Origin of the sequence: Arthrobacter sp. 135MFCol5.1 (assembly GCF_000374865.1) — a bacterium.
Classification (GTDB): Bacteria; Actinomycetota; Actinomycetes; order Actinomycetales; family Micrococcaceae; genus Arthrobacter.
The window spans coordinates 516,195-539,173 of sequence record NZ_KB895453.1 but is presented as its reverse complement, the minus strand read 5'-3'; the positions used below and the strand labels follow the sequence as shown (position 1 = coordinate 539,173).

General features: G+C 67.5%; 25 protein-coding genes, 6 tRNA genes and 1 riboswitch. Of the genes, 10 read left to right on the top strand and 21 right to left on the bottom strand.

What is annotated here, in order from left to right:
* Positions 1-6 precede the first annotated feature (6 nt).
* The 6 genes from trpB to hisI form a co-directional block, all read right to left on the bottom strand.
* Complete coding sequence (trpB, locus tag C563_RS0106130; RefSeq protein ID WP_018761158.1) at positions 7-1,326, bottom strand: tryptophan synthase subunit beta; 1,320 nt, start codon at positions 1,324-1,326, stop codon at positions 7-9.
* Positions 1,327-1,453: 127 nt separating this feature from the next.
* Complete coding sequence (gene trpC, locus C563_RS0106125; protein WP_018761157.1) at positions 1,454-2,272, bottom strand: indole-3-glycerol phosphate synthase TrpC; 819 nt, start codon at positions 2,270-2,272, stop codon at positions 1,454-1,456.
* Positions 2,272-2,559: an HGxxPAAW family protein gene (locus C563_RS0106120; protein ID WP_018761156.1), complete on the bottom strand. Its 288-nt coding sequence runs from the start codon at positions 2,557-2,559 to the stop codon at positions 2,272-2,274. The genes trpC and C563_RS0106120 overlap by 1 nt, the downstream gene beginning before the upstream one ends.
* Before the next feature lie 128 nt (positions 2,560-2,687).
* Positions 2,688-3,359: a Trp biosynthesis-associated membrane protein gene (locus tag C563_RS0106115; RefSeq protein ID WP_018761155.1), complete on the bottom strand. Its 672-nt coding sequence runs from the start codon at positions 3,357-3,359 to the stop codon at positions 2,688-2,690.
* Entirely contained in the window at positions 3,359-4,921 is a 1,563-nt protein-coding gene (locus C563_RS0106110; protein WP_018761154.1) for an anthranilate synthase component I, read from the bottom strand. The genes C563_RS0106115 and C563_RS0106110 overlap by 1 nt, the downstream gene beginning before the upstream one ends.
* A gap of 114 nt (positions 4,922-5,035) precedes the next feature.
* Positions 5,036-5,488, bottom strand: a complete 453-nt coding sequence (hisI, locus tag C563_RS0106105; protein ID WP_018761153.1) for a phosphoribosyl-AMP cyclohydrolase — start codon at positions 5,486-5,488, stop codon at positions 5,036-5,038.
* Between the two features lie 111 nt (positions 5,489-5,599).
* Between hisI and C563_RS0106100 the strand changes: the two genes are divergently transcribed.
* Positions 5,600-6,244 carry a TIGR03085 family metal-binding protein gene (locus C563_RS0106100; RefSeq protein ID WP_026264411.1) on the top strand — a complete coding sequence of 215 codons (645 nt, stop codon included), beginning with the start codon at positions 5,600-5,602 and terminating at the stop codon, positions 6,242-6,244.
* Between the two features lie 67 nt (positions 6,245-6,311).
* Here the strand turns inward: C563_RS0106100 and hisF are convergent, their stop codons facing one another.
* From hisF to C563_RS0106030, 14 genes are all read right to left on the bottom strand, one after another.
* Positions 6,312-7,088 (bottom strand): imidazole glycerol phosphate synthase subunit HisF, encoded by a 777-nt coding sequence (hisF, locus tag C563_RS0106095; RefSeq protein WP_018761151.1) that lies wholly within the window; start codon positions 7,086-7,088, stop codon positions 6,312-6,314.
* A 42-nt stretch (positions 7,089-7,130) separates the two neighbouring features.
* Positions 7,131-7,991: an ATP phosphoribosyltransferase gene (gene hisG, locus C563_RS0106090; RefSeq protein ID WP_018761150.1), complete on the bottom strand. Its 861-nt coding sequence runs from the start codon at positions 7,989-7,991 to the stop codon at positions 7,131-7,133.
* Positions 7,992-8,076: 85 nt separating this feature from the next.
* Complete coding sequence (locus tag C563_RS0106085) at positions 8,077-8,340, bottom strand: phosphoribosyl-ATP diphosphatase (RefSeq protein WP_009358176.1); 264 nt, start codon at positions 8,338-8,340, stop codon at positions 8,077-8,079.
* Positions 8,341-8,445: 105 nt separating this feature from the next.
* The gene (gene ribH, locus C563_RS0106080; RefSeq protein WP_018761149.1) at positions 8,446-8,931 is read right to left on the bottom strand and encodes a 6,7-dimethyl-8-ribityllumazine synthase; all 486 of its coding nucleotides are present in this window, start codon (positions 8,929-8,931) and stop codon (positions 8,446-8,448) included.
* Between the two features lie 18 nt (positions 8,932-8,949).
* Positions 8,950-9,684, bottom strand: a complete 735-nt coding sequence (ribA, locus tag C563_RS0106075) for a GTP cyclohydrolase II (RefSeq protein WP_018761148.1) — start codon at positions 9,682-9,684, stop codon at positions 8,950-8,952.
* A complete protein-coding gene (gene ribB / locus C563_RS20915; RefSeq protein ID WP_018761147.1) occupies positions 9,681-10,427 on the bottom strand; it encodes a 3,4-dihydroxy-2-butanone-4-phosphate synthase in 747 nt (248 codons plus the stop codon). The genes ribA and ribB overlap by 4 nt, the downstream gene beginning before the upstream one ends.
* On the bottom strand, positions 10,424-11,086 hold the full coding sequence (locus C563_RS0106065; protein ID WP_018761146.1) for a riboflavin synthase: 663 nt from the start codon (positions 11,084-11,086) through the stop codon (positions 10,424-10,426). The genes ribB and C563_RS0106065 overlap by 4 nt, the downstream gene beginning before the upstream one ends.
* The gene (gene ribD / locus C563_RS0106060) at positions 11,086-12,225 is read right to left on the bottom strand and encodes a bifunctional diaminohydroxyphosphoribosylaminopyrimidine deaminase/5-amino-6-(5-phosphoribosylamino)uracil reductase RibD (RefSeq protein ID WP_043423858.1); all 1,140 of its coding nucleotides are present in this window, start codon (positions 12,223-12,225) and stop codon (positions 11,086-11,088) included. Before ribD ends, C563_RS0106065 begins: the two co-directional genes overlap by 1 nt.
* A 170-nt stretch (positions 12,226-12,395) precedes the next feature.
* Positions 12,396-12,544, bottom strand: a riboswitch (FMN riboswitch).
* A gap of 39 nt (positions 12,545-12,583) precedes the next feature.
* Positions 12,584-13,261: a ribulose-phosphate 3-epimerase gene (gene rpe / locus C563_RS0106055; protein ID WP_018761144.1), complete on the bottom strand. Its 678-nt coding sequence runs from the start codon at positions 13,259-13,261 to the stop codon at positions 12,584-12,586.
* A gap of 70 nt (positions 13,262-13,331) precedes the next feature.
* Entirely contained in the window at positions 13,332-14,957 is a 1,626-nt protein-coding gene (locus C563_RS0106050; RefSeq protein ID WP_018761143.1) for an RsmB/NOP family class I SAM-dependent RNA methyltransferase, read from the bottom strand.
* Positions 14,954-15,874, bottom strand: coding sequence for a methionyl-tRNA formyltransferase (fmt, locus tag C563_RS0106045; protein ID WP_018761142.1), 921 nt, complete (start codon positions 15,872-15,874; stop codon positions 14,954-14,956). The genes C563_RS0106050 and fmt overlap by 4 nt, the downstream gene beginning before the upstream one ends.
* Positions 15,871-16,461: a peptide deformylase gene (def, locus tag C563_RS0106040; protein ID WP_018761141.1), complete on the bottom strand. Its 591-nt coding sequence runs from the start codon at positions 16,459-16,461 to the stop codon at positions 15,871-15,873. Before def ends, fmt begins: the two co-directional genes overlap by 4 nt.
* A 77-nt stretch (positions 16,462-16,538) precedes the next feature.
* Positions 16,539-17,402, bottom strand: a complete 864-nt coding sequence (locus C563_RS0106035) for a hypothetical protein (protein ID WP_026264406.1) — start codon at positions 17,400-17,402, stop codon at positions 16,539-16,541.
* 104 nt (positions 17,403-17,506) lie between these two features.
* Positions 17,507-17,578: transfer RNA gene (locus C563_RS0106030), tRNA-Val, on the bottom strand.
* Positions 17,579-17,973: 395 nt separating this feature from the next.
* Between C563_RS0106030 and C563_RS0106025 the strand changes: the two genes are divergently transcribed.
* The 7 genes from C563_RS0106025 (at position 17,974) to C563_RS0105995 (ending at position 20,312) form a co-directional block, all read left to right on the top strand.
* Positions 17,974-18,046: transfer RNA gene (locus tag C563_RS0106025), tRNA-Gly, on the top strand.
* A gap of 47 nt (positions 18,047-18,093) precedes the next feature.
* Positions 18,094-18,164 (top strand) — tRNA-Cys (locus C563_RS0106020).
* A 38-nt stretch (positions 18,165-18,202) separates the two neighbouring features.
* Positions 18,203-18,274: transfer RNA gene (locus C563_RS0106015), tRNA-Val, on the top strand.
* A 57-nt stretch (positions 18,275-18,331) separates the two neighbouring features.
* Positions 18,332-18,404 (top strand) — tRNA-Gly (locus C563_RS0106010).
* Between the two features lie 31 nt (positions 18,405-18,435).
* A tRNA-Val gene (locus C563_RS0106005) sits at positions 18,436-18,507 on the top strand.
* 147 nt (positions 18,508-18,654) lie between these two features.
* Positions 18,655-18,918 (top strand): antitoxin, encoded by a 264-nt coding sequence (locus tag C563_RS0106000; protein ID WP_026264404.1) that lies wholly within the window; start codon positions 18,655-18,657, stop codon positions 18,916-18,918.
* A 161-nt stretch (positions 18,919-19,079) separates the two neighbouring features.
* On the top strand, positions 19,080-20,312 hold the full coding sequence (locus tag C563_RS0105995; RefSeq protein ID WP_043423789.1) for a benzoate/H(+) symporter BenE family transporter: 1,233 nt from the start codon (positions 19,080-19,082) through the stop codon (positions 20,310-20,312).
* Here the strand turns inward: C563_RS0105995 and zapE are convergent.
* Entirely contained in the window at positions 20,309-21,346 is a 1,038-nt protein-coding gene (zapE, locus tag C563_RS0105990; RefSeq protein ID WP_018761137.1) for a cell division protein ZapE, read from the bottom strand. The genes C563_RS0105995 and zapE overlap by 4 nt on opposite strands.
* Positions 21,347-21,561: 215 nt before the next feature.
* On the opposite strand from zapE, the gene C563_RS0105985 reads away from it, so the two are divergent.
* Together C563_RS0105985 and C563_RS0105980 are read left to right on the top strand one after the other, a co-directional pair.
* Positions 21,562-22,485, top strand: a complete 924-nt coding sequence (locus C563_RS0105985; protein WP_018761136.1) for a sulfurtransferase — start codon at positions 21,562-21,564, stop codon at positions 22,483-22,485.
* 30 nt (positions 22,486-22,515) lie between these two features.
* On the top strand, positions 22,516-22,977 hold the full coding sequence (locus C563_RS0105980; RefSeq protein ID WP_043423786.1) for a SufE family protein: 462 nt from the start codon (positions 22,516-22,518) through the stop codon (positions 22,975-22,977).
* Positions 22,978-22,979 lie beyond the last annotated feature (2 nt).

Below are 22,979 nucleotides of genomic sequence, written 5' to 3'. Positions count from 1 at the left end.
CGCTGTTCACAGCTGCTCCCCCTCTTTGCCGATTTCCGATTCGGCGGAATCCTTGTCAAGCAGATCAAACCATTCGGCGGCGGTGGCCACGTCCTTGTCGCCGCGGCCGGAGAGGTTCACGATGATGATCTTCTCCGCCGCGTTGGCGGGGTCTTCGGCGGCGAGCCGTTGGCCCACCTTGATGGCACCGGCCAGCGCGTGCGCGGATTCGATGGCGGGAATGATGCCCTCGGTGCGGCACAAAAGGCGGAAGGCTTCCATGGCTTCGGTGTCGGTGATGGGTTCATAGCTGACCCGTCCGATGTCCGAGAGGTAGGAGTGTTCCGGGCCGACCCCGGGGTAGTCCAGGCCGGCGGAGATGGAGTGTGATTCGATGGTCTGCCCGTCGTCGTCCTGCATCAGGTAGGAGCGGGCGCCGTGCAGGACGCCGGGCTTGCCCAGCGAAATGGTGGCGGCGTGCCGGCCGGTCTCCACGCCGTCGCCGCCGGCCTCGAAGCCGTAGATCTTCACGGACGGGTCATCCAGGAAGCCGTGGAAGATGCCGATGGCGTTGGAGCCGCCGCCGATGCAGGCGCAGACGGCGTCGGGGAGCCGGCCCTCCTGCTCCAGGATCTGGGCGCGGGCTTCCTCCCCGATGACCTCGTGGAAGTAGCGGACCATGGCGGGGAACGGGTGGGCTCCGGCCGCTGTCCCGAGCAGGTAGTGGGTGTTGGCGACGTTGGCCACCCAGTCCCGGAGGGCGTCGTTGATGGCGTCCTTGAGGGTCTGTGATCCGCTGGTGACCGGGATGACCTTGGCACCCAGGAGCTCCATCCGGGCAACGTTCAGCGCCTGCCGGCGGCAGTCTTCGGCGCCCATGTACACCACGCAGTCCAGCCCAAGCAGGGCAGCGGCGGTGGCGCTGGCCACGCCGTGCTGGCCGGCGCCGGTTTCGGCGATGATCCGGGTTTTGCCCATCCGCTTGGCGAGCAGCGCCTGGCCCAGGACGTTGTTGATCTTGTGCGAACCCGTGTGGTTGAGGTCCTCCCTCTTGAGGAACACCCGCACTCCCCCGGCATGCTGGGAGAACCGCTTGGCTTCGGTCAGCAGCGACGGCCGGCCGGAGTAGTTCTTGTTCAGGTCGGCAATCTGGGCCCGGAAGTCGGGGTCGTCCTTGGCCTTGTTGAAGGTTTCCTCAAGTTCGTCCAGGGCGGCGATCAGGGACTCGGGCATCCACCTGCCACCGTAGCCGCCAAAGTACGGTCCCGGCGCGTGGCGGAGGGATCCGCCCTGCAGGAATGCTTCCGCGGTGTTGTTCTCAGCGTGCCCTGAGGGTGCGTCGGCCATCAGTCCCGTCCTGTTCCAAGTTGATCGGTCAAAAGTGTGCTGTTCCGGCCTGGGCCGGATCGGTGGTTGCAGGCACTGCGGGGCCGGCACGGGCCGGCACCGCAATGCAGGGTGCGCCGGGGTGCCGTCAGCGCGCGGCGATCGCGGCGGCACCCGCGGCAGCGAATTGGGCGATTCGTTCCCGGGGAGTCGCATGGCTCACCAGGGCCTCGCCCACCAGTATGGCGTTGGCGCCGTTTGCGGCGTAATGCGTGACGTCCTCGGCGTCGCGGACGCCCGATTCGGCGACCACCACTGCGTCGCCCGGGATCAGGCCCGCCAAGGAGGCGAAGACTGAACGGTCGACGTCGAGCGTCTTCAGATTGCGCACGTTGACGCCGATGATCCGGGCGTTGGCCGCCACGGCGCGCTCGATTTCCTCTTCGGTGTGGGTCTCCACGAGCACGTTCATGCCCAGTTCGGCGCTGAGGGCGCTGAACTCGGCGAGTTGGGCGTCGGAGAGTGCGGCAACGATCAGCAGGATGAGGTCGGCGCCGTGGGCACGGGCCTCCCAGACCTGGTACTCGTCAAGCGTGAAGTCCTTGCGGAGCAGTGGGACGTCGACGGCGGCGCGCACGGCGTCAAGGTCGGCGAGGGATCCGTTGAAGCGGCGCTGTTCGGTGAGGACACTGATGACGGACGCGCCGCCGTCGGCGTACTGCCTGGCCAGCGACGCTGGATCCCCGATGCTGGCGAGGTCGCCCTTGGAGGGGCTGCGGCGCTTGATTTCCGCGATGACTTTCAGCTGTTCCCGGGTTGCGGAGGTGCCGCCGAGGGCCGCCCAGGCGTCGCGTGCGGGCGCGGCGGCCTGGGCCCGGTCCTTCAGCTCAGCCAGCGAAACGAGACGCTTCCTGGCCTCCATGTCCTCCCGGACACCGGCGTTGATGTCGTCGAGAACAGTTGCCATCAGTGGCCGGAGTTCTTCAGCTTGCTGCCTTCGACGCCGTAGCCTGCCTTGCGCATGACGTAACCGAGGATCAGCCCGATCACCATGACCACGGCTCCGCCGATGAAGATGGGGGTGCTGGCGATGACGAACGCGATGGCTGCGATGAGCGCGCCGACGAGCATGACGATGACGCAGGTCCAGGCGGCCGGGCTGTTGCCGTGGCCAAGTTCCTGGCTGTGGTCAATGACGCCGGGGGCCACCGTGCGGGTGCCGGACGTGGAAGCGGACGCAGGTGCTTTGCTCATGGAAATCTCCTCAGGATGGATACTGCTTACATTCTGCCATTTTTTGGTTGCCGCCCGCGTACCGTCAGGCGTCCCGCCGGTTCCGGCGCCGGCGGCGGCGCCGGCGGCGGCGCCGGCGGCGGCGCCGCTCAGGTGGGGTCGTCGCCGCGCGACAGCCGGTCCCAGCTGTCGATCTCGTCCACGGGTCCGGCCGGCGCCGCCTGCCCGGCTCCGACGGGCGCGTCATATTTGGTGCGCGCCTTCCAGTGCCGGGATGCGGGAATGATCAGCAGGGCGCCCAGGGCCAGCAGGCAGCCGGCGACGACGGCCACTGCCGGGAAAGCGGTGAGTTCAACGTGCGCCTGGCTGCCGGAGACGCCGGTGGCGGTGGCAATCGTTCCCTGCGCCGCTGCCAGCGGGTCCGCAAGGACGGTGGCGGCGGCAGTCACGATGCCGGCCGAGGCAAGGACGATGATGGCGGTGATGACCCACCGGGCGATCCTGCCGGCAATGGACGCTGCCAGCCCGCCGGCCAAGGCCACCAGGGCCAGGGCCGTGACGGTGGTGGCCGCTTTGCTCCCCTGCACGGGCAGGACGCTTTGCGCGGCGCCTGCCTGGTTCGGGTCCAAGGTGGCGGTCATCCACGTCTGGGTGGTGGTGCCGAACGCGGCCAGGGCCAGGAGGGTGATCAGCAGGACCAGCGTGGACTTGCGCGCCCACGCGGGTGTGGTCCGGCCTGCCTTGGCTTTGCCCGCTTTGCCTGCTTTTCCTGCATTGTCCGCTGTTCCCGCGCTGCCGGCAGCCACTCCGGAGTCAGCCATCAGGACTCCGTCCGGCCGGGAAGGGATTCCGCAGAGATGTTGTGCAGGGAGCCGGCGGTGTGGACCGCGCGCAGCGGGGCGGCGGCCTTGTTGACGGTTTCGAGGGCCTCCGTGGGGTTCACGGAGTCGGCCACGATGCCGCCGCCGGCCTGGACGTAGGCCCGGCCTTCGCGGATCAGGGCGGACCTGATGGCGATGGCCATGTCCATGTCGCCGGCGAAATCGAGGTAGCCCACCACCCCGCCGTAGATGCCGCGGCGGTGCGGTTCGAGTGCGTCCAGCAGGCGCAGCGCCCGGGGCTTGGGCGCGCCGGAGAGGGTACCGGCCGGGAACGTCGCTTTCAGGACGTCGTAGGCCTTGGCCTGCGGTGCCAGCCTGCCCACCACGGTGGACACCAGGTGCATGATGTGGCTGAAGCGCTCCACCTCCATGAACTGGGTGACGTCCACGGTGCCGGCCACGCAGACCTTGGAGAGGTCGTTGCGGGAGAGGTCCACCAGCATCAGGTGTTCGGCACGTTCCTTCTGGTCGGCGAGCAGTTCCTCGGCGAGGGCCTTGTCCGCTTCTACTGTCTTCCCGCGGGGACGGGATCCGGCGATCGGGTGGGTGATGACTTCCTCGCCGGTGACCGTGACCAGGGCTTCGGGCGAGGATCCGACGATGGAGTATTCGCGGCCCTCGGCGTCGGCCAGGCTGAAGATGTACATGTAGGGGCTGGGATTGGTGTTGCGCAGGACCCGGTAGACGTCCAGGGCGGACGCGTGGCATTCCATCTCGAACCGTCGCGAAATCACCACTTGGAAGACCTCGCCGTCCACGATGGCTTCCTTGCCGCGGTCCAAGGCGGCCAGGTACTCGGCCTCATCCCAGCGTTCCTGGACGCTGGACGCAAAATCCAGTGCCGCCGGTTCCAGAACGGAGACCGGCTGCGGGACGGGGGCGCTGATCTTGGCCAGGAGTTCCTTTACCCGCGCGACGGCGTCGTGCCAGGCCTCGTCCACGCGCTCGGAGCTGTTGTCGAAGTTGATGGCGTTGGCAATGAGCAGGACCGTGCCGTCAACGTTGTCGTGCACGGCCATGTCGGTGACCAGGTTCAAGGCCATCTCCGGCAGCTGCAGGTCGTCCTCGGGCGGGCTGACCAGCCGCTCCCAGTGCCGGACGGTTTCCCAGCCCAGGAACCCCACCAGGCCGGAAGTGAAAGGCGGGAGCCCCTCGAAGCGGTCGGTGCGCAACGCGTCGATGGTGTCGCGGACGGCGTCGACGGGGCTGCCGCTGACGGGGACGCCGGCGGGCGGCTCGCCCAGCCAGTGCGCCTGTCCGTCCTTGGTGGTCAAGGTGGCGCGGGACCGGGCACCGATGAAGGAGTAGCGGGACCAGGCGCCGCCAACGGCCGCGGATTCCATCAGGAACGTTCCGGGCTGGCCCTGCGCCAGCTTGCGGTACAGGCCGATGGGTGTTTCGGCGTCGGCCAGCACCTTGAGCCTGACGGGGATGACCCGGCTGTGGCCGGCGAGTTCCCGGAATTCCTCAAGGCTTGGGCTGATGGTTCCAAGGTCCTGCATGGCTATGCTTGTCCGCCTGTTCTTCTGAAGGGCCGGCCGCGCCGGACTCCTTGAGTGTGCTTGCTGGGTTGGCCGCGGCCGGCTGGGACGCCGTGGCCCGGCAGCCGGTCCGGCCTAGCGTGCGTGGCCTGTGACGACGGTGAGGTCCCTGCCGTCGAAGCAGGTGCGGGTGCCGGTGTGGCAGGCGGCACCGACCTGGTCGACGCGCACCAGGAGTGCGTCGCCGTCGCAGTCCAGGGCAACCGACTTGACCCATTGGACGTGGCCGGAAGTGTCGCCCTTGCGCCAGTACTCCTGGCGGGACCGCGAGTAGAACGTGACGCGTCCGGTGGTCATGGTCCGGTGCAGTGCCTCGTCATCCATCCAACCGAGCATCAGGACTTCGTTCGTGTCGAACTGCTGGACCACCGCTGCCACCAGGCCGGCGGCGTCGCGCTTGAGCGCGGCTGCCACGTCCTCGGGAAGCGGTCCGGAGCCGGGTGTTGCCGGGTCGGATTCAGCGGACGACGACGGTACCTGGGATCCGTTGGATCCGGCGGTTGGGGCGGGGGTTGGCTGCTCAGACATCGGGTCAAGTCTAGTGCCTTTGGCGGCCGCCCTCCCGATGTGAATAACGGCACGCCACCGGGCGGTGGGATGCTGCCCAACTTCGCGGCTCTCGTGCTAGTTTCACAAGTGATGCATTTCGTCGAACCGTCCCGAGAAGTCCTGGCCGAGACCCTGCTTGCGGCCGGCCCTGATGCGCCCACGCTGTGCAAGGGCTGGCGCACCAGGGACCTTGCCGCGCACCTCTACCTGCGGGAGCGCAAGGCCGCCGTCGGGCTCGGTTTGATCATCAAGCGACTGGCCAAGGCCTCCGACCAGGCCACTGCCAAGCTTGCGGCCAAGCTGACCACCACCGAGGACTACGCCCGGCTGGTCAACACCTTCCGTGCCGGGCCGCCGGCCCTTTCGCCGATGAGCATCAAAGCCCTGGACGAAAGCGCCAACCTGATCGAGTACTTCGTGCACACCGAGGACGTCCGCCGGGCAGTGGACCGGTGGGCGCCGCGGGCCCTGGACGAGGCGTACTCTGATGCGCTCTGGGACGAACTGGTCAAGCGTGCCGCCATCCTGTACCGCGGCGTGGACCTCGGCATCGTGCTGGTCCGTCCGTCCGGTCCCCGCCACGTCGCCAAGCGGGCGCCTGTCTCCGTGGCCATCGTGGGCGAGCCGGGCGAACTGCTGATGCACGCCCACGGCCGCACGCGCCACGCCCTGGTCACCTTCGAAGGCCAGCCGGACGCCGTCGCCCTCCTGCAGTCAGCCGAAGTAGGCCTCTGACCGAAACTGGCTCGCAGTTGTTGCCGTTAAGAGCGTTCATAACGACAACAGCTGCGAGCCAGTCGGGTTAACGGACTTCGAAGCCGGCGTCCCGGATGGCGTCCTTGACCTGGGACATCATGTCATCCGGGCCCCAGTGGAAAATTGACGCCGCCAGCACGGCATCCGCGCCGGCAGCCACCGCCGGCGGGAAGTGTGCGGGCTCCCCTGCGCCGCCGGAGGCGATGATCGGCACCCTGACGGCGGCCCGGACCAGCTTGATGAGTTCGAGGTCGAAGCCGTCCTTGGTGCCGTCGGTGTCGATGGAGTTGAGGAGGATCTCCCCCACGCCGCGGTCGGCGGCTTCCTTCGCCCACGCGATGGCGTCAATCCCGGTCCCGGTGCGGCCGCCATGGGTGGTCACTTCGAATCCCGACGGCGTGGGCCGGGACCCCGGGCGGGTGCGGCGGGCGTCGACGGACAGAACGAGCACCTGGGATCCGAAGTGGCGGGTGATTTCGTCGATGACGTCCGGCCGCGCCACGGCAGCGGTGTTGATGGAGGCCTTGTCGGCGCCGTACCGGAGGAGTTTGTCCACCTCGGCGACGCCCCGGACGCCGCCGCCGACGGTGAGCGGGATGAAGACTTCCTCGGCGGTGCGGCGGACCACGTCGAAGGTGGTCTCGCGGTTTCCGGAGGAGGCCGTGACATCGAGGAAGGTCAGTTCGTCGGCGCCGGCATTGTCATACCGGTGGGCCAGTTCCACGGGGTCCCCGGCGTCGCGGAGGCCCTCGAAGTTGACGCCCTTGACGACGCGTCCGGCGTCGACGTCGAGGCAGGGAATGACGCGTACTGCTACTGCCATGGGAACTCCTGGATTTTCAGTGCTGCTGAGGGTCGCCGGTGATCAGATGCGGCAGGCGTGGATGCTGCTGACCAGGATGGCGCGGGCGCCGAGGTCGTACAGTTCATCCATGATCCGGTTGGTTTCCTTCTTGGGAACCATGGACCGTACGGCGACCCAGTCCGAGTCCCGGAGCGGCGAGACCGTGGGCGATTCCAGGCCGGGGGTCAGGCCGGCGGCCTTCTCCACGAGTTCCTTGCGGATGTCGTAGTCCATCAGCACGTATTGGCGGGCCACCAAGACACCCTGGAGGCGCCGGATGAGCACCTCGATTTCCTTGGCGGTGCCGTTCGCCGCGCCGCCATTGCCGGTGCGTCGGATCAGGACGGCTTCGGACTTCAGGATGGGCTCGCCGAAAATTTCCATGCCGGCGGCCTTGAGGGTGTTCCCGGTCTCCACGACGTCGGCTATGGCATCCGCGACGCCAAGCCGGACGGAAGACTCAACGGCGCCGTCGAGCCTGACCACCTTGGCGTTGATGCCCCGTTCGGCGAGGTAGTTGCGCAGGAGTCCGTCGTAGCTGGTGGCCAGTCGCTTGCCTTCGAGCTCTGCGGCAGAGCTGAAGTCGCCCACCGGACCGGCAAAGCGGAAGGTGGAGGCGGCGAATCCAAGCGGCAGCAACTCCTCGGCTTCCACCTCGGCGTCCAGAAGGAGGTCGCGGCCCGTGATGCCGACGTCGAGCGTTCCCTGGCCGACGTAGACCGCGATGTCGCGGGGGCGGAGGAAGAAGAACTCGATGTCGTTGTCCGGGTCCACCATGACCAGTTCGCGGCTGTCGCGGCGTTGGCGGTATCCGGCTTCGGAGAGCATGGCGGAGGCGGCTTCTGACAGGGAGCCCTTATTGGGGACGGCTACTCGCAGCATGGGAAATTCTTTCTGGGGTGGAAGGTCTGGATTTTCAGGCAAATGAAGGCCACAGCGGGGCCGGCGGCAGGCGCCGGACCGGTGGCTACAGATGCTTGTAGACGTCTTCCAGGGTCAGGCCTTTGGCGAGCATCAGAACCTGCAGGTGGTACAAAAGCTGGGAAATTTCCTCTGCCGCGGCTTCATCGGATTCATATTCGGCAGCCATCCATACTTCGGCTGCTTCCTCAACGACTTTCTTGCCGATGCCGTGAACACCGGACTCCAATTCTGCGACGGTGCGGGAGCCTTCCGGACGGGTGGCTGCCTTCTCGCTGAGCTCAGCGAACAGCGTCTCGAAATTCTTCACGCCCTCCAGCCTACTTGCTGCGGCCGCACGGGCGCTTCCCGGGCCGTTGCATGACGGGCGCGATGTGAGCGAATACACACCGCGCCCGCCACGTGGACATCGGAGTTATGCGTACTGTTTCAGGACCACGGCCGTGGCCAGGGCAGCGGTGACTGCCTCATGCCCCTTGTCTTCCTTGGAGCCGGGAAGTCCTGCGCGGTCCAGGCCCTGCTGCTCGTTGTCGCAGGTGAGCACGCCGAAGCCCACCGGCACCCCGGTGGAAACGCTGACGTCGGTGAGGCCCGACGTCGCGGCCCGGCAGACGTAGTCAAAGTGCGGCGTTCCTCCGCGGATCACGACGCCGAGGGCCACCACGGCGTCGAAATGCGGGGCCAGGCGTGCGGCGGCCACCGGCAGCTCGAAACTGCCGGGAACGCGCAGGACGGTGGGTTCGCTGATGCCTGCGTCCTTCGCGGCCCGCAGGGCGCCGTCCAGGAGGCCGTCCATGATCTGCGTGTGCCAGCTGGCTGCCACGATGGCGAGCTTCAGCTGCGAAGTCTCGGCCGGGTTGAGGGTGCTGAGGTCGATGTCGGGGGCGCCGTGTCCGCTCATGGGTGTGTCGTGTTCCGTTCAGTCTTGTTCGTGGTCGTAAGGGGATTCGGGGGCCGGTACGGGCACCGGTGCCACGCTGGTGTCCAGCAGGAGCCGGTGCTCCATCCGGTCCTTCTTGGTGCGCAGGTACCGGATGTTCTGTTCGCGGGAGGGGACCTCGGTGGGGACCATTTCCACCACCTTGACGCCGGCCTGGGCCAGCCTGTTCTGCTTGTCCGGGTTGTTGCTCAGCAGCCGGACCTCGTGCAGGCCCATTTCGGCGAGGATCTGGGCCGCGGCCTTGTAGCACCGCGCGTCAACCGGCAGGCCCAGCTGTTCGTTGGCTTCCACGGTGTCGAAGCCCGCTTCCTGCAGCGCGTAGGCCTTGATCTTGTTGGCGAGACCGATGCCCCGGCCTTCCTGCCCGCGCAGGTAGAGCAGGGTGCCGCCGTTGTCGCGGATCAGTTCCAGCGCGAAGGCAAGCTGTTCCCCGCAGTCGCACCGGTAGGAACCGAAGACGTCGCCGGTGAGGCACTCGGAGTGCAGCCGTACCAGCGGTGCCTTGCCGTCAGTGGGCGCGTTGGGCGAGCTCACGGCCAGGTGCTCCACACCGGTGAGGACGTCGGTCCAGGCCTGGGCCACAAAGTCGCCGAAGGCGGTGGGCAGTTGCACAATGGGACCTCCGCTGACGGGGTAGGTCCCGGCACCGGGTACCGAGTGGTGGTCCCTGTGGCCGTCCTGGTGGCTGTCGTCTCTGGCTGCCGATGCCGTCATGGCTTCTCCTTCTCTTCGCCCGGCGTGACCCGGACCTTCTCGCGCTGGGTTCCCCCGGCCCCGGCTTCAAGATACGCCACCAGGTCCTCGATCGAGATCAGCGGGCACCCATGGTCGGCCGCAAAAGTCCTGAGGCCGTCCAGGCGCATCATTTCACCGTCGTCATACACTACTTCCGCGATCACCCCGACAGGCTCCAGGCCGGCAAGGCGGCACAAGTCCACCGCGGCCTCGGTGTGGCCCTGGCGTTCCCGCACACCTCCCTCAACCGCACGAAGCGGGAAAATATGCCCCGGCCGGGTCACAGAGGCAGGAACCGCGTGCGGGTCCGCCAGGATGCGGGCCGTCAAGGCACGGTCCGTCGCGGAAATTCCCGTGCTCACGCCGGTGGCCGCGTCGCAGGAGACCGTGTAGGCGGTGCCCTTCGCGTCCTGGTTGACGGCCGTCATCGGGGGCAGCTCCAGGGCATCGGCCCGGGCACCCGTCAGCGGCACGCAGATTACGCCCGAGCTGTAGCGGATGGTCCAGCCCATCAGCGCCGGTGTGGCGTGCTGGGCCGCGAAGATGATGTCGCCTTCGTTCTCGCGGTCCTCATTGTCGACCACCAGCACCGGCCGGCCGGCGGCCATGGCGCGCACGGCGTCCTCGATCGGGTCCAGGCCTTTGCCCGGCGCCTGGGCCACCGGCTGGCCGGTGGCCGGGTCTCCGGCGACGGGCGTGTCCAGGTGTACCGCGGCGTTCACCGTGCACCTCCAGCGGTGGCAGCCTCGCCGGCACCGGCCGCGGAGGCCGGTTCGCGGAAGGCCAGCAGCCGTTCGGTGTACTTGGCCAGCACGTCGACTTCCAGGTTCACCCGGCTGCCGGTGTGCTTGGTGCCCAGGCCGGTCTCAGCCAGCGTCGTGGGAATGAGGCCTACCTCAAACCAGGGTTCCTGCTCGGACGCGGGGCTGACGGCAGTAACGGTGAGGGAAACGCCGTCGATGGCGATGGAGCCTTTTTCTGCAATGTAGCGGGCCAGGTTGGCGGGAACGCCGAAGCGCAGCCGCTCCCAGTTGCCTTGGGCTTCCCTTTCCAGCAGGACACCTACGCCGTCCACATGGCCTTGCACCACATGCCCGTCCAATCGGCCGCCGGCGGGGACGCAGCGTTCAAGGTTGACGGAGTCGCCGGCAGCGAGTTCGCCGATGGTGCTCCGGAGCAGTGTTTCGCCCATGACGTCGACGCTGAACTCCTTGCCGTCAATGGCGGTGGCCGTGAGGCAGACCCCGTTGACGGCGATCGAACCGCCAAGTGCCAGGCCCTCCGTGGACCCGGGTGCGTGGAGCCGGACGGTGGCGCTGGTGTCGCCGTCGCGCTCAACGGACAGCACCTGCCCCTGCTCGGCGATAATTCCGGTGAACATCAGCGGCCTCCCTGGGCTTGCTCCGCGGTACCGCGGGTTGGTTGGTGGTCCAGTGCAACTCTGCGTTGCGGTCTTAGGTGAAGTCTCAGGTCCCGGCCGAGCGTCCGCACGGCGCCGCCGTCGGACTGGTCCCATTCCCATTGCTGGGCGTCGGCAAGGGTGGTGATGCCCAGCCCGTCCAGGGCTGGGGTGCCCGAGCCCAGCAAAGTGGGGGCGAGGTACATGATCAGTTCATCCACGAGCCCGGCCGAGAGGAATGAGCTGAGGATCCGTGATCCTCCCTCCACCATGATGTGGCGGGCGCCTGCGTCGTACAGCATCGACAGGGCTTCGGCGGGGTCGCGGGTGGGCAGGTGGACGGCCAGGCCGTCACCGCCGCGGATTGCTGCGTCGTCGGGAATGTCCCGGAGCCCCATGACGGCCCGTACGGGCTGTTTGGCGGCCAGCCCACCGGAGGGGTTTCGGGCGGTCAGGCGCGGGTTGTCCACCAGCACGGTCTGCGTGCCCACCAGGATGGCATCGATGCGTCCGCGGATCCCGTGGTTGTCCGCCAGCGATTCCGGGCTGGAGATCCACTGGCTGGTGCCGTCTTCGGCGGCGATCCTGGCGTCCAGGGTTTGTGCGATGTGCAGCGTGACGAAGGGCCGCTTGGCCGCGACGGCCTCAAACCATTGCCGGTTCAGGTCCAGCGCTTCCTCGGCGCCGAGGCCGCTGCGGACACTTATCCCGGCGGCGCGGAGGGTGGCTGCTCCCCCGGCGGCAGGGTCATGGGGGTCGTCGATGGCGTAGACCACGTCGGTGATCCCCGCCGCGATGATCGCTTCCGTGCACGGCCCGGTGCGCCCCACGTGGTTGCATGGTTCGAGCGTGACCACCATGGTGCAGCCGGAGAGGTCCATGCCGACGGCGGCAGCCTGGGCTATGGCGTCGGCTTCGGCGTGGGCGGTGCCGGCACCGCGGTGGTGGCCGGTGACCAGGTGGCGGCCGTCAGGGCCGATGACGACGGCACCCACCAAGGGATTGGCGCCGCGCGGACCGCGCAGGGCTGCCTCGAGGGCTTCCTCCATGGCCCGGATTTCATCCGCGCTGAAGGCTGTGACTACTCCGGAGGCTGGTTTCAGTTCAACTGCACCGCTCATGCGGCGGCCGTCGGGGAGTTGGTGCCTGCCGTGGAAGCAGCAGGACTTGTGGCGTTGAAGAGCCATCGCTGGGGGTTCATTCGTGTCGTTCCTTCCCTCTCGAACCGCGATGGCTCCGGGGATATACGACAGCAGAACGCTGCGGAGCCCAAAGGCCCGCAGATACAGCTGTACGTGCTTCTCTCATCCAGACTTTAACTGTCGGTACCGGAATTCCACCGGTTCAACCGTCTGCCGGGTCCCTGTGGAAAGGGCACCGGCTCGCGGGTCGCGGACTGTCACCGCCGGTTCGGACTTACACCGACCCCGGAGCACGTATGTGTGTTGTTATTGTGCCACAACCGGCAGGGGCAGCCGGTTATTCCGTCGCCGCACGTAACGTCCGGCTGGCCTTTGCACGGAGCAGCTCGATGGCTGCGGCCGGATCCTCCGCACCGTAGACCGCGGAGCCGGCGACGAAGACGTTGGCGCCGGCTTCGGCGGCGCGGGCGATGGTGTCCTCCGAAATACCGCCGTCCACCTGGATGGCCACTCCCAGTCCCGAACCGTCCACCGCTTCCCGGGCCCTGCGGATCTTGGGCAGCGTGATATCCAGGAAAGCCTGGCCGCCGAAGCCCGGCTCCACGGTCATGATCAGCAGCATGTCCAGTTCCGGCAGCATGTCCAGGTACGGTTCAACCGCCGTGGCCGGCCGCAAGGCCATCCCGGCCTTGGCGCCCCTGCTTCGCAGTTCCCGCGCGAGCTTGATGGGGGCGATGGAGGCCTCGGCGTGGAAGGTGACCGAGGCGAGCCCGGCGTCGGCGAACCCGGGCGCCCAGCGGTCGGCATCGGCAATCATCAGGTGCGCATCCAGCGGAACGGGGCTGACCACCTGGATCCGCTGCACGACCGGCAGCCCAAGGGTGAGGTTGGGGACGAAGTGGTTGTCCATCACGTCCACGTGCACGGCGTCGGCGTTGCTGATCCGCTGGAGTTCGGCCTCAAGGTTGACGAAGTCGGCGGAGAGGATGCTCGGGTTGATGCAGCATTGCGCCACGGAAGTGCCTTTCGCTGAAGGTGTGGGGGTGTTGCCGGGAGTGTCCCTGCCCTGGCAGGGACACTCCGGGTCAGGATGTCTTTTTGATGAGGGCCAGGAACATGGCGTCGGTGTGGTGGACATGGGGCCAAAGCTGGGCGGTCAACTCATGTCCGGCGCCAAGGTTGCCGGTGAGGCTGACCGCGTCCAGGGCGGCGCCGGCATCAAGGAGCTCAAGGTCGTCGCGTTTCCGGAGTGCGTCAGCCACGACGGCGCTGGTTTCCGCCGGATGCGGCGAACAGGTCACGTAGGCAACGACTCCCCCGGGACGGACCGCTGCCAGCGCGGATGCCAGCAGCTCACGCTGCAGCGGGCCGAGGTCCGCGATGTCCTTGGGTGAGCGCCGCCACCGGGACTCCGGACGGCGGCGCAGCGCTCCCAGGCCCGTGCACGGGACGTCCACGAGGACGCGGTCGAAACCGCCGGGCTGCTCCGTTCCGACATCGCGGCCGTCTCCGGTGCGGACCTGCCAGCTCTCGTGCGGCACCGCGGCCAGGGCCTGGCCCACGAGCTTTGCCCGGTGCGGCGCCGGTTCGTTCGCCAGGAGCGTGGCGCCGCGCTGGTGGGCCAGGGCCCCCAGCAATGCCGCCTTCCCGCCAGGCCCCGCACAAAGATCAAGCCGCGCCTCCGGGGAAACGGCCGCAGTTGGCCCGCCAGCGGCATCCGCCGCCGGGCCGAGGTCGACGGCGGCAAGCGCCCTGGCCACCAATTGGGAACCGACGTCCTGCACGCGGGTGGTTCCGGCCCGGACAGAGGCCAGGCGGCCCAGGTCCCCGCCGCTGGACAGCGCGGATCCCTCCACCAGTTCACCGGGCCTGGCACCGGTTTCCAGGGCTTCCTCCAGGCTCCCGAGCCCGGGCAGCGCCACCAGGTTGACCACGGGTGCCGCATTGTCAGCTTCGAGCAGCGCGTTGATCTCGGTGGCGGGGCGGCCGTGCGCCACCAGCGATTGCCGCATGGCCCGGACAATCCATTCCGGGTGGGCGTACCGCAGCGACGCGATCTTCGTGTCGTCGGTTTCGCCCGCCACCAGAAGGTCCAGCCATTCATCAAGGGTGCGGGCCGTGACCTTGCGCAGGACTGCATTGATCAGTGCCGAAGGGCCTGCACCGATGACGGCGCGGGCCAGTCCAACCGTTTGGTCCAATGCCGCATGGGCCGGGACCCTCATGGCCAGCAGCTGGTGGACGCCGATCCGGAGGGCGTCGAGGACGGCCGGATCAAGCTGGTCAAGCGGCCTGTCCACGCACCGGGCCAGGATGGCGTCGTAGGTGCCTTGGCTGCGCAGCGCACCGTAGCTCAACTCGGTGGCGAAGCCGGCGTCCCGCTTGTCCAGGTGGTGGTGCCGGATCCGTGCGGGCAGCACCAGGTTGGCGTAGGCATCCTCCTGTGCGACGGCGCGCAAAACCTCGAAGGCCACCAGCCGTGCGGGGTCGGCGCGCCGGGTCCGCTGCGACGGCGCCTGCTCGGTGAAGCTCCGTTGCGGCCCGCGGTTGCGTTCCCGTCCCTTGGCGTTCCGCCGGCTGGCATCGCCGGAACCACCGCTGCCTCGACCGCGGCCGCCGGAAACGCCGCTGCCGCCTTGGCCGTTCCGCCCGGCGTTCCCCCGCCCTCCGGGCCTGCCCTGGCCGCCCGGGTTTTCTCCGGAACCGCTCATTCGAACACCACGCCCTCCATAGAAGCCATCCCGCGCGCCCAGTCGGCGGCAGCCATCATTTTCTTGCCGGCGGGCTGGATCCGGGTGAGTTCCACCGCGTGCGATCCCGTTCCCACCATGACGCTCTTTCCCTGGACGGACACCGACCCCGGCGCCAGGCCGGCAACATCCGGCCGGAGCCGGACCGGCTCAAGCTTGATCCGCTGGCCATCCAGCATGGTCCAGGCTCCCGGCTCGGGGGTGACGCCGCGCGCCTGCCTGCTGATGGCAAGCGCCGGGTGGGCCCAGGTGAGTCGGCCGTCGTCCAAGGTCAGCTTCGGGGCGAGGGTGACATCGCCCGTTTGCGGCTGCGGCACCGCTTGTCCGGCGTCGATGGCGGACAGTGTCTGGGCCAGCAGGACCGCTCCGCTGCGCGACAGCCGCTCGAGCAGGTCGCCCGCGGTGTCGTCGGCGCCCACCGGCTCGGTCAGCGTCCCGAAGACGGGACCGGTATCGAGCCCCTCTTCAAGCCGGAAGGTGACGGCACCGGTGAGGTCGTCTCCGGCCATCACGGCCCGCTGCACCGGCGCTGCTCCACGCCACGCCGGCAGCAGGGAGAAATGCAGGTTGACCCAGCCGTGGCGGGGCACGGCCAACGCGGCCGGCGGGACCAGGCCGCCGTAGGCAACGATGGCTGCCACGTCAGGCGCGGCAGCCGAGATGCGTGCGGTGGTGGCGGCGTCCACCTTGGCCGCGTGGATGATATCGATGCCCAGCTCAGCCGCGCGCCGGGCAACCGGGGAGGGCGTCAGCACGCGCTTGCGCCCCAGCGGCGCATCGGGGCGGGTCAGGACTGCGACGACCTCAAAGCCGGCGTTGACCAGGGCATCGAGCGAGGGAACGGCGACTGCCGGAGTACCGGCAAAGAGGACCCTCATTCGGCGTTGCCAAAGCTGCCGGGGGCACCAAAACTTGTGCCGCCGAAGCTGGACCCGACGCTCTTGGCGCGCTTGGCCGTGGTGCGTTCGGCGACGGCGTCGTAATTGGCATTGCGGATGGAGCGCAGCGCTGCCTTCCGGTCTTCACCCTCCAGCCGGTCGGTGTAGAGGATGCCGTCCAAGTGGTCGTTTTCATGCTGGAAGCACCGCGCCAGCAGACCCTCGCCGTCGACCGTCACCGGATTGCCGTGCATGTCGACGCCGGTGACCCGGGTGGTGCGGAAACGGCGGACCGGGAAGCCGAGGCCGGGGATGGACAGGCAACCCTCCACCTGATCCGGTTGGTAGTCCTCGCTGTTCTCCAACACCGGGTTGATGATGTGGCCCTCCACGCCGTCAATGCGGTAGGTGAAGACACGCTTGCTGACGCCGACCTGCGGCGCGGCCAGGCCGGCGCCTTCCACGTCCTCCATGGTCTCGGTCATGTCGGCGACCAGTTTGGCAAGCTCGGGTCCGAATTCCGTCACGGGATCGGCCACGGTGCGGAGCACGGGATCGCCGATGATGCGGATATTCAGGATAGCCATGCGCAGTTATTCCTCACGGTTGGCGGCAAAGGGAACCTGTCCAGTTTAGGTGCAGTCCCCCGCCGCTCGGCTCGGTCCTAGGCGGTACGGGCGGCCTGTGCCAGCGGCGGCGGCGCGATGGGCAGCAGCGCCGTGCCGGCGCTGAGGGTGTCCGCGGACAGTTCCCACACCCGGCGCAAGGCGCAGAACTTCCACCAGTGGTGCTTGAGGACTTCGGGATTGGCACGGACCGGACGCACCTCGGTTTCACCGATGGCGACAGCCAGCAGGACCGGGTTGTCGCCGTATTTCCAGGGCTCCCAGGTTCCGGCCTCCGCATCCACCAGGCTTTCCTCCGCCTTCATGCCGGCAACCAGCTGCATGACCACCTTGTCATCGAGCGGTTTGACCAGTCCGTCGCGGGTGGTGCCCTTGGTTTTGTAGTCGATCAGGCAGACTCGTCCGTTGATCCGGGCCACCAGGTCAAGGGTGCCTGCATAGCCCACCGTGTTGTTCCAGACCGTGATCTCGGGGGCGATGGGTTCCACCCGGAAGAGCTCCCACCACTCGTCAAAGCGGACGGCGAAGGCTTCTTCCCCGTTTGCGGCCAGGGCCCCGCGGGCTTCCTTCATGGTGTGCGGGCGACCCAGCGCGCGGAGCGCCACCTGCTCGCAGTAGTTGTGGACCCGGTCCCCCCGCCTGGCGGCGTCGTCCCGGTAGGTCTCGGCTGCCTTCGCCGCGCGGTTGACGGCCTGCTTGATTTTCGCCGGACTCCCCAGGCAGTCCGCGAGCAGGGGGTCGTTCGCCAGGCTGCTGGCACCCATGTATCCGAACCAGCCGTCCAGGCCGTGCGGCTGCTGGCTGATGACGGTGGTGATGGACGGCACGGAAAACTGTTCAGACGTGGACCGTGCGTACATCCGGCCGTATTCAGTAGCGTGGGCAAGAAGCGGATCAGTCATACAAAAGACTCTTTCACAGGGGGCCGACAAAATCTCCGGACGCTGGATCCGAACACAAAAAAGGTCCGTCTCCGCTGCGTATGAGCGGAAACGGACCTTTGCGGTGGGCGATACTGGGTTCGAACCAGTGACCTCTTCGGTGTGAACGAAGCGCGCTACCACTGCGCCAATCGCCCCGATGCATTTGAATGCTAGCCGACCTTCCGGCCATTTCAAAAATCGGCTTCTCGAGGCAGGACGCATGCCCGTGGGTCGGGGGATGGGCACTGCTTCCCTCACCTTCGAGAGAGGCCCGGGTCGAGGTGGACGGTGGGCCCGCGGAACCTATGCGCGGCAAACGCACCATGGTGGAGGCACCAGGGTGAGCCCCCGCGGCCGCTTCCGCCGGATCCCGGCCACGATCGAATTACACGCTTGTAAGTCAAAAAATCCGCGTCATGACGCCGAAGTGGAGCCGCATGACCATTGCCGGCCGGAGGCAATTTGGAGAATCCCGGAACCTCCTATATTGTTTTTACTCGTTGGAACGCGAGGAAATGCCGGAAACGGCAGGGAATCAAGCCTCCAAAATGCGGACGTAGCTCAGCTGGTAGAGCACCACCTTGCCAAGGTGGATGTCGCGAGTTCGAATCTCGTCGTCCGCTCGCAGGACACTGTCACAGCAAATATTCTTCGGAATTGACGCTAACACGGTGGGTTGGCCGAGAGGCGAGGCAGCGGCCTGCAAAGCCGTATACACGGGTTCGAATCCCGTACCCACCTCGGTGAAAACCATGGTTTCCGGATCTTTCGGAGGCAATGGGCGATTGGCGCAGCGGTAGCGCGCTTCCCTGACACGGAAGAGGTCACTGGTTCGATCCCAGTATCGCCCACTCGGCAAGGAAACTTGCCGGCAGTACCACCGGAATATCCGGGACAAGCTGCAAAATGCGGACGTAGCTCAGCTGGTAGAGCACCACCTTGCCAAGGTGGATGTCGCGAGTTCGAATCTCGTCGTCCGCTCTCTTTTATCCCATACCGGTCTTCCGGTTCCGGGCGATTGGCGCAGCGGTAGCGCGCTTCCCTGACACGGAAGAGGTCACTGGTTCGATCCCAGTATCGCCCACACTTATGCAGCAGCTCTCCGGAGCTGCTTTTTTGTTGCCCTGGTATACGCTGCGGGCGAACGGGATTTCCTTGGCATGCCTTCCCTCCGCGGCTAGGATCGATTGCGCGAGGAGCGACCTGGCTCCGCGATCGAAGGGAGGTGCTCGTGGGTTTACTTGACGATCTAAAGGGCAAGGCTCAGGGTCTGATCCAAGGCAACGAGCAGGCCATCAAGGACGGCATCACCAAGGCCGGCGATTTCGTCGACACCAAGACCGGCGGCAAGTACGCGGGCCACGTCGACAAAATCCAGGATGGCGCTTCGAAGCTCGTTGACAAGAACGGAACTCCCGGCCAGGCACCTGCCGCCGGGCAGGTTCCGCCGGTTGCTCCTGAAACCCCGGTTCCGCCGGTTGACAGGACGCCGTAGAGGATTTGGCCAGGGGCCCTTGCCCCGGCACGTCAAGGAGGTGCAGGTCCCGCCGGGAGGCGGCACCTGCACCTTTGTCGTTTAACGGCAGGCCCTCGCTGCGACCAACCAGCGGAGCACCCAATTGCCGGTTCGCCAAGCCGCGCCGGTAACCTGCCGGTATGCCAAAGTCCGCAGCATCTCCCACAACAGCCTCCGGTGGGCGGTCCCGGCAGGATTCCCGGCCCGTGGTCGCCGGAATCGTCACGGCGCTGGTGGGCTTTACGTCGTCCTTTGCTGTGGTCCTCGCCGGCCTGAGGGCGGTGGGTGCCGATCCTGCCCAGGCTGCCTCCGGTCTGCTGGCGGTCACGCTCGCCGTCGGGCTTGGTGTGCTGCTGCTTGCCTGGCGCTCCAAAGTTCCGGTGACGCTGGCATGGTCAACGCCGGGCGCCGCTTTGCTGGCAGCTTCGGGAATGCCCGACGGCGGCTGGCCGGCCGCCGTCGGGGCCTTCCTCGTGGCGGGGGTACTGCTGGCACTGATCGGCCTGGTGCCCGCGCTCGGCAGGCTGCTGACAGCCATCCCGCCCACGCTTGCGCAGGCGATGCTGGCAGGTGTCCTGCTTCAGTTGTGCCTGGCGCCCTTCAAGTCCTTGGGCACGGTTCCATGGTTCGTAGCCCCCGTGATCCTGTGCTGGCTGGTGATGATGAGGTTCGCTCCACGGTGGGCCGTGCCGGCCGCGCTGCTGGTCGCCCTGCTGGTGATCGGGATCCATGTCGCGGCCGGCGGGACTGCCCTCGGCGCCGCGACCCTCATGCCCACCGTGGTGTGGACCACACCCGCCTTCACCCTGCAGGCGTTGATGGGCATCGCGGTCCCGTTGTTCGTGGTGACCATGGCATCCCAGAACGTCCCCGGGGTGGCAGTCCTGCGGTCGTTCGGATATGAAACCCCGTGGCGGCCGGCCATGCTGGTGACGGGTGCGGGGACCGTCCTGGGGGCACCGTTCGGCGGCCATGCCATCAACCTTGCAGCGCTCAGCGCGGCTCTTGCCGCCGGCGAGGAGGCAGGCGCGGACCGGAGCAGGCGGTGGATCGCCGGTTTCGTGTCGGGCCCCGCGTACCTGCTGTTGGCAGCGTTTTCCGCTGCCCTCGTGGCCGTGGTGGGTGCGGCACCGGCGGGGATGCTGGAAGCAGTGGCCGGGCTCGCGCTGCTGGGGACCCTCGCCTCGGCGGTGTCGGCCGCGCTGGCGGACCCGGAAGACAGGATAGCTCCTGCGGTCACGTTCCTGATGGCGGCGTCCGGCCTGGCCTTCGCCGGAATCGGGTCCGCGTTCTGGGCGCTCCTCGCCGGCCTGGCGGTGCGGGCGCTGCTGGTTCCACGACGGCGCGCCGCCCCGGAGAGGGCCGGGAACTAGGAGGGTTCGTGGTTCTGGCCTTCACGGGCCAGCGCGGTGAGGCGGGAAACAGCGCGGAAGTACTTCTTCATGTATCCGCCGGTCATCATTTCCTCGGTGAACAGCTTGTCGAACGGGACACCGCTGGCCAGGATGGGAACGTCCTTGTCGTAGAGCCGGTCCGCCAGGACGACGAACCGCAGCGCCACGGCCTGCTCGCTGATGGTTTCCACGTTCCGCCACACCACGCCGTCGATGCCGTCGATAAGTTGCCGGTAGCGGCTGGGATGCACGCCCGCCAGGTGGTGGATCAGGGTGGCGAACTCGTCCTGCGCCACGGTCTTGCCGTCGAACTCCGCTTTCATGTGCGTGTTCAGTTCGCTGTTCTTCAGCGGTGCCGGGGCAGCGGGAAGGCCGCGGTGCCGGAAGTCCTCACCGTCGATGCGGATGACCTCGAACTGGTCCGCAAGCACCTGGATCTCGCGCTGGAAGTCGACCGCCGCGAAACGGCCGTCGCCCAGGGAACCGGGGAGGGTGTTGGACGTGGCAGCGAGCTTGACGCCGGCGTCGGCCAGTTCCCGCATGAGCCGGGACATCAGGACGGTGTCGCCCGGATCGTCAAGTTCGAATTCGTCGATGCAGACCAGCTTGTAGCTGCTCAGCGCTTCCACGGTCTTGCGGAACGACAGGGCGCCCACCAGGTTGGTGTACTCCACGAAGGTACCGAAGGCCTTGGGACCGGGCGCAGCGTGCCAGAGCGATGCGAGCAGGTGCGTCTTGCCCACGCCGAATCCGCCGTCGAGGTAGATGCCTGCCCTGGATTCGCCCTTCTTGCCGAACAGCTTCTTGAACAGCCCGCCCCCATTGCCCGCTCCCACGCCGCCGGCAAATTCCTCAAGGGCGCGCACTGCTGCGGCCTGGCTTGGCTGCTTGGGGTCCGGACGGTAGCTCGAAAAGGAAACCTCCCCGAACCGCGGCGATGGGTAGAAGCCTTTGAGGAGCTCGTCCACCGAAACTGCCGGCGTACGGGCGGCAAGCTGTTCGATCTGTACCAAGGTGGTCCGTTCTGCTCGTGGTTGGTCCCCAGAAAGGATACCGGCAACCGGGACCGCACCCGGGGTTGGCGGTATCTCCGGCACGCCCGCGTGACCAAGCCAACATTTCGTCCTGTTAACGGAATACGGACAACGCCGGGGGCGCTGGCTAGGGTGGGAACAGGTTCCAATGCCGGTCCCACGGTTTCCCGTGCCCTTAGTGAAAGGCCAACGCCATGCCCTACCCGGTTGAACAGAATGAGAAGTTCGCAGCCTACGCCCACCCCGAACGGCTTGTATCCACGGAGTGGCTGGCCGCCGCCATCGAAAGCGGCGCGGTAGCCAACGGCGAGCTCATCGTGGTCGAATCTGACGAGGACGTGCTCCTTTACGAAACCGGGCATATCCCCGGTGCCGTGAAGATCGACTGGCACACGGACCTGAACGACGACGTCTCCCGCGACTACGTCAACGGCGCAGCTTTCGCCGAGCTCGCGGCATCGAAGGGGATTTCCCGGGACAGCACCGTGGTGATCTACGGCGACAAGTCCAACTGGTGGGCCGCGTACGCCCTGTGGGTGTTCACGCTGTTCGGCCACCAGGACGTCCGGCTGCTCGACGGCGGCCGGGACAAGTGGATTGCCGAAGGCCGCGAACTGACCAGGGACAAGCCCTCCCCCGCACCCGGCAGCTACCCGGTGGTTGAGCGCGAGGATGCGCCCATTCGCGCGTTCAAGGACGACGTCCTGGCGCACTTGGGCAAGCCCCTGATCGATGTCCGCTCCCCCGAGGAATACACCGGCCAGCGCACGCACATGCCGGCCTACCCGGAGGAGGGCGCCCTGCGCGGCGGCCACATCCCCACTGCCGCATCCATCCCGTGGGCCCGTGCGGCCGCCGAGGACGGGACGTTCCGCAGCCGCGAGGAACTCGAAGCCATCTACCTTGGCGAGGCCGGACTGACGGAGGGCGACGACGTGGTGGCGTACTGCCGGATCGGCGAGCGGTCCAGCCACACCTGGTTCGCCCTGAAGTACCTCCTGGGCTTCGAGACCGTCCGCAACTACGACGGTTCCTGGACGGAATGGGGCAACGCCGTCCGCGTGCCGATCGTCAAGGGCGCCGAGCGCGGTTCCGTTCCGGTCGGCGTCGGGGCCTGACGCCCGGCGTGCCCGCGTAGACTTGGAACGATGAGTACTCAAGCGTTGCCCACCGCCCTGGCGGCGATCGTGGACGATTTCCAGGCCCTGTCCGAACCCGAGCGGCTCCAGCTGTTGCTGGAGTTCTCGGAGGGGTTGCCGGAACTGCCCGACCGCCTCAAGGACCACCCTGAACTCCTTGAGCAGGTGGTGGAGTGCCAGTCACCGCTGTTCCTCACCATCGAGACGGAGAAGAACGACGACGGCCCGGCCGGCGTGGTGCACCTCTACTTCAAGGCCCCGGCCGAGGCTCCCACCACGCGGGGTTTCGCCGGTGTGCTGCACGAGGGCCTGGATGGCTTGTCCGCCGGGGAAATCCTGTCCGTCCCCGATGACATGCCGGAACTGCTGGGCCTCACCCGGGCCATTACCCCGCTCCGCATGCGGGGCATGACGGCCATGCTGGGCCGGATCAAGCGCAAGGTGGCCGCCGCTTCACGCGTCCACAGCTGAGA